Genomic DNA, 3,950 nt, shown 5'->3' with positions numbered 1-3,950 from the left:
CCGGCGCCGACCGCGCGCTCCGGCGCGCCCGGCCGCGCGGGCCCACCCCCCCGCGGGCCGCCGCCGGGCCCCGGAACCCCCCCCCCCCACCGGCGGTCCGCGCTTCCGCTGCGCCTGTCCGTACTCTCACCGTCCGTCCTCGTTCGTCGGCTGACGGGTGCCCTACGATCGACCGAATGAGCACAGCAGGACGGACTACGGCCACGGACGGGGCGCCGCAGCCCGTCGCCCTCGCTCTACTGTCAGGGCCTGGACAACAGCCGTGGAACCGGCAGCGGCTCCGGAGCAACAACGAGTGGCTCCTGCTGGAGCGGCTGCGCTGCCACGGCCCGCTCTCCCGGGCCCAACTCGCCCGCGACACCGGGCTGTCCAAGCCGACCGTCTCCACCGCACTGGCCACCCTCGAACTCGCCGGACTCGCCCGCGAGGCCGGCAGGTTCGCCCCCGAGCGCGGCCGCACCGCCGTCCTGTACGAGACCGACCCGGCCGCCGGGAACGTCCTCGGGCTCGACATCGGCCGGGCCCGGCTGCGGGTCGCCGTCGCCGACCTGTCCGGCTGCGTCGTCGCCCGCCGTGATCTGCCCAACCGCGGCCGCTCGGCCGACGCCGTCGCCGACGCCGTCGTCGCGGCCGCCCGCGAGGCCCTCGCCGAGGCGGGCCTGCCCGGCACCGCCGTCGCCCACACCGTGGCCGGCACGCCCGGGGTCTGGGACGAGCGCAGACGCAGCGTCAGGCTCGCCGCCAGCCTGCCCGGCTGGGGCCGCCCCGGCCTGTTCGACCGAATAGCCGACGGCCTGGGCACCACCGTCACCGTCGCCAACGACGCCAACCTCGCCGCCGTCGGCGAGTACACCTACGGCGCGGGCGCGGGCAGCCGGCTCTTCGTCTACCTGCTGGTCGGCACCGGACTCGGCCTGGGCGTGGTCAAGGACGGCGAACTGCTGACGGGGGCGCACGGCGCGGCCGGGGAACTCGGGCTGCTGCGACTGCCGGGCTGCGCCTCCGCCACTGCCACTGCCACTGCGACCACCGGCACCGGCACCGGCACCACCCTGGAGGAGACCGTCTCCGCCGACGCCGTGGTGCGCACCGCCCTCGACCTCGGGATGCGGCGGCCGCTCACCGCCGAGAAGGTGTTCACCCGGGCCCGGCTCGGCGAGCCCGCCGCGGTCGAGGCCGTCCGGCAGGAGGTGGACCGCCTGGGCTACGTCCTCGCCGTCGTCGCCGCGCTGCTCGACCCGGACGTGGTCGTCCTCGGCGGCGGCATCGGGCGCAGCGCCGACCTGCTGCTGCGCCCGTTGGAGCAGGCCCTGTACGAGCGCTCCCCGCTGCGGCCCCGACTGGAGCCGAGCCGCCTCGGCCAGGACGCCGTCCTGCTGGGCGCCGTCGCCACCGCCCTGGAGGCGGCCCGCCCCGAGGTCTTCGAGCGGCGCACGGCCCCCGTCCCGGGCTGACGGCCCCGCGGTCCGTCAGGCGCGGGCGGACAGGGCGGCGTCGAGCAGCACGCGGGCGGCCGCCTTGGCGTCGGCGGCGGCGCTCGGGTCGCCGTGCACGGCGGCGGTGGTCATCGCCCCCTCGGCGAGCAGCGCCAGCTGGGCGGCGGTGGCGGGCGGGGCGCCGGCGGCCTCGGCCAGGCAGGCGAGGTAGGCGTTGAACTCCTCCTTGTGCTGCCGGGCGGTCGCCGTGACCGCCGGTGAGACGGCGCCCAGCTCGCCGAAGGAGTTGACGAACGCGCAGCCACGGAAGTCGGGTTCGGCGAACCAGCGGCCGAGCCAGTCGAAGACGGCGAGCAGTTGGTCGCGCGGCAGCGTGGCGGCGCCGGCCACGTAGGCGGCGAGGTTCGCCCGCCAGCGCCCGTCCCGGCGTCGCAGGTACGCCTCGACCAGGTCGTCCTTGGACGGGAACTGCTGGTAGAGCCGGCGCATCGTCAGGCCGGAGGCCGCCCGGACGGCGTCCATGCCGACCGCCTGAATGCCCTGACCGTAGAACAGCTCCTCGGCCGCGTCGAGGATCAGGCCCCGCGGGTCGTGCTGGTCCATCTGCCGTGCCCTTTGCGTGAGAACGATGGTTCTCCTAGGGTAGCCGCTACAGCGAGAACGACCGTTCTCACCGTCGGCTCCGCCATGCCCGAGGAGACCCCGTGACCGAACAGCGCCCTCCCCTGCCCCCGTTCACCCCGGAGACCGCCCGACGGAAGGTCCGCGCCGCCGAAGACGCCTGGAACACCCGCGACCCCCACCGCGTCGCCCTCGCCTACACACCCGACAGCCGGTGGCGCAACCGCACCGAGTTCCTCACCGGACGCGAGCGGATCGCCGACTTCCTCACCCGCAAGTGGCACCGCGAACTCGACTACCGCCTCGTCAAGGAGCTGTGGGCGCACGACGGCGACCGCATCGCCGTCCGCTTCGCCTACGAGTGGCACGACGACTCCGGCCAGTGGTACCGCTCCTACGGCAACGAGAACTGGGAGTTCGACCGCGACGGCCTGATGGCGCACCGCCACGCCGCCATCAACGACCTGCCGATCGCCGCCGCCGAACGCCTCTTCCACTGGCCGCTCGGCCGGCGCCCCGACGACCACCCCGGCCTCACCGCCCTCGGGCTCTGACCCGGCGCCAGAATCCGGTCCCGACACGGCAGGCCGGGGCGGCCGGGGCGGCCGTTGTTCCACGACCGTGACACGGCTCGCACCGGCCGCTGAACTCCCCCTGGGATGCTCCTCCTCGAACGCGAACCGCACCCGAGGGGGGACCTGGAATGTCCGTGCGCAACAGATTCGGCACCACCGCCGCGCTCGCCGTGATGACCACCGTCGGCGCCGTCCTGCTCTCCGCCTGCGGCCCCGACAACGCCGGCTCGGACGCCGCCGCCCCCGGCAGCGCGGCGCCCGGCGCCACCGCTCCGGGGGCCCCGGCCCCGGGCGGCTCCGCCCACCCGAGCACCCCCGCACCGAGCAACCCCGCACCGGGCACCCCCGTGCCGAGCACCCCCGCGCCGGGCACCAAGGAGGTCAACGGCACCAGCGCCGCCAACCACCTGACCGTCAGCACCGGCACCCGGGCCGTCGCGATGAACGGCACCACCGTCGACTTCGGCACCGTCGTCCGCGACCTCGCCTGGTCCCCCGACGGCAAGCGGGCGGCCTTCATCAACGGCAACGGCGACCTCGTCGTCGCCGACCCCGACGGCGGCGCGAAGGTCACCCTCGCCACGGCCCCCGGCGGCGAGGCCTGGTCCCACCCCACCTGGCAGCACGCCGCGCAGGGCCCCAGCGACCTCCCCGAATCCGCCGAACGCTTCGACACCATCGTCTTCGCCGCCGCCAAGGGCGGCGTCCTGCGCCTGGAGAAGATCCCCACCAAGGCCGTCGGCGGCACCCCCGAGGTGCTCACCCCGCACACCTCCCTGGACGGCAACGCGAACATGCCGCAGCCGCCGCAGACCGGCAACACCTGGGCCGACGCCGGTGGCCGGCACGGCGAGATCGTCTACGCCAACACCCCTGCCGGCGAGGTCTACCTCTACGACGACTACATCCGCCCCGCCACCCGCGACCTGGGCCAGGGCTCCCAGCCGGCCCTCTCCCCCGACGGCGAGCACGTCGTGTTCGTCCGCTCCGTCGACGGGCACGACCACCTGTTCACCCGCTCCAGCCGGATCGACCAGAAGGACGAGAAGGACCTCACCCCCGCCGCCGCCACCGACTACACCGAACCCGCGTGGTCCCCCGACGGCAGGACCATCGCGGCCCGCACCCCCGACGGCGTCAGCACCCTCCCCGCCGACGGCTCCGCCGCCCCGGCCCCGGTCTCCACCGTCAAGGGCCTTCCCGCCTACCGGCCGTGAGCCCCCGGAACAACGTGAGCAGCTGACGGGGGGGGGGGGGGGGCCCCGGGGGGGGCGCCCCCCCCCCCGGCGGGGGCGCCGGGGAGGCGGGGGTGTGGAGC

Annotated in this window: 4 protein-coding genes; 3 read left to right on the top strand and 1 reads right to left on the bottom strand. The window is 75.8% G+C overall.

Translation table 11 applies throughout. The annotated features are described in order from the left end of the window. Positions 1–176: 176 nt before the first annotated feature. On the top strand, positions 177–1,454 hold the full coding sequence (locus ACFV61_RS26180; RefSeq protein ID WP_380494223.1) for an ROK family protein: 1,278 nt from the start codon (positions 177–179) through the stop codon (positions 1,452–1,454). Positions 1,455–1,469: 15 nt separating this feature from the next. Here the strand turns inward: ACFV61_RS26180 and ACFV61_RS26175 are convergent, their stop codons facing one another. Next, complete coding sequence (locus ACFV61_RS26175) at positions 1,470–2,039, bottom strand: TetR/AcrR family transcriptional regulator (protein ID WP_063350567.1); 570 nt, start codon at positions 2,037–2,039, stop codon at positions 1,470–1,472. Between the two features lie 101 nt (positions 2,040–2,140). On the opposite strand from ACFV61_RS26175, the gene ACFV61_RS26170 reads away from it, so the two are divergent. Then, positions 2,141–2,611: a DUF1348 family protein gene (locus ACFV61_RS26170; RefSeq protein ID WP_380339394.1), complete on the top strand. Its 471-nt coding sequence runs from the start codon at positions 2,141–2,143 to the stop codon at positions 2,609–2,611. 149 nt (positions 2,612–2,760) lie between these two features. Next, on the top strand, positions 2,761–3,849 hold the full coding sequence (locus ACFV61_RS26165; RefSeq protein ID WP_380494221.1) for a hypothetical protein: 1,089 nt from the start codon (positions 2,761–2,763) through the stop codon (positions 3,847–3,849). Positions 3,850–3,950: the final 101 nt, after the last annotated feature.

The sequence above is a fragment of the Kitasatospora sp. NPDC059817 genome, from assembly GCF_042731835.1.
Taxonomy (GTDB): domain Bacteria; phylum Actinomycetota; class Actinomycetes; order Streptomycetales; family Streptomycetaceae; genus Kitasatospora.
The sequence above is the reverse complement of the archived record's forward strand: the minus strand, read 5'-3'. Positions and strand labels throughout refer to the sequence as shown.

Coding starts and splice junctions, on each gene's coding strand:
- ACFV61_RS26175 (WP_063350567.1), bottom strand. CDS start 2,039: ATGGACCAGCACGACCCGCGGGGCCTGATCCTCGACGCGGCCGAGGAG.
- ACFV61_RS26180 (WP_380494223.1), top strand. CDS start 177: ATGAGCACAGCAGGACGGACTACGGCCACGGACGGGGCGCCGCAGCCC.
- ACFV61_RS26165 (WP_380494221.1), top strand. CDS start 2,761: ATGTCCGTGCGCAACAGATTCGGCACCACCGCCGCGCTCGCCGTGATG.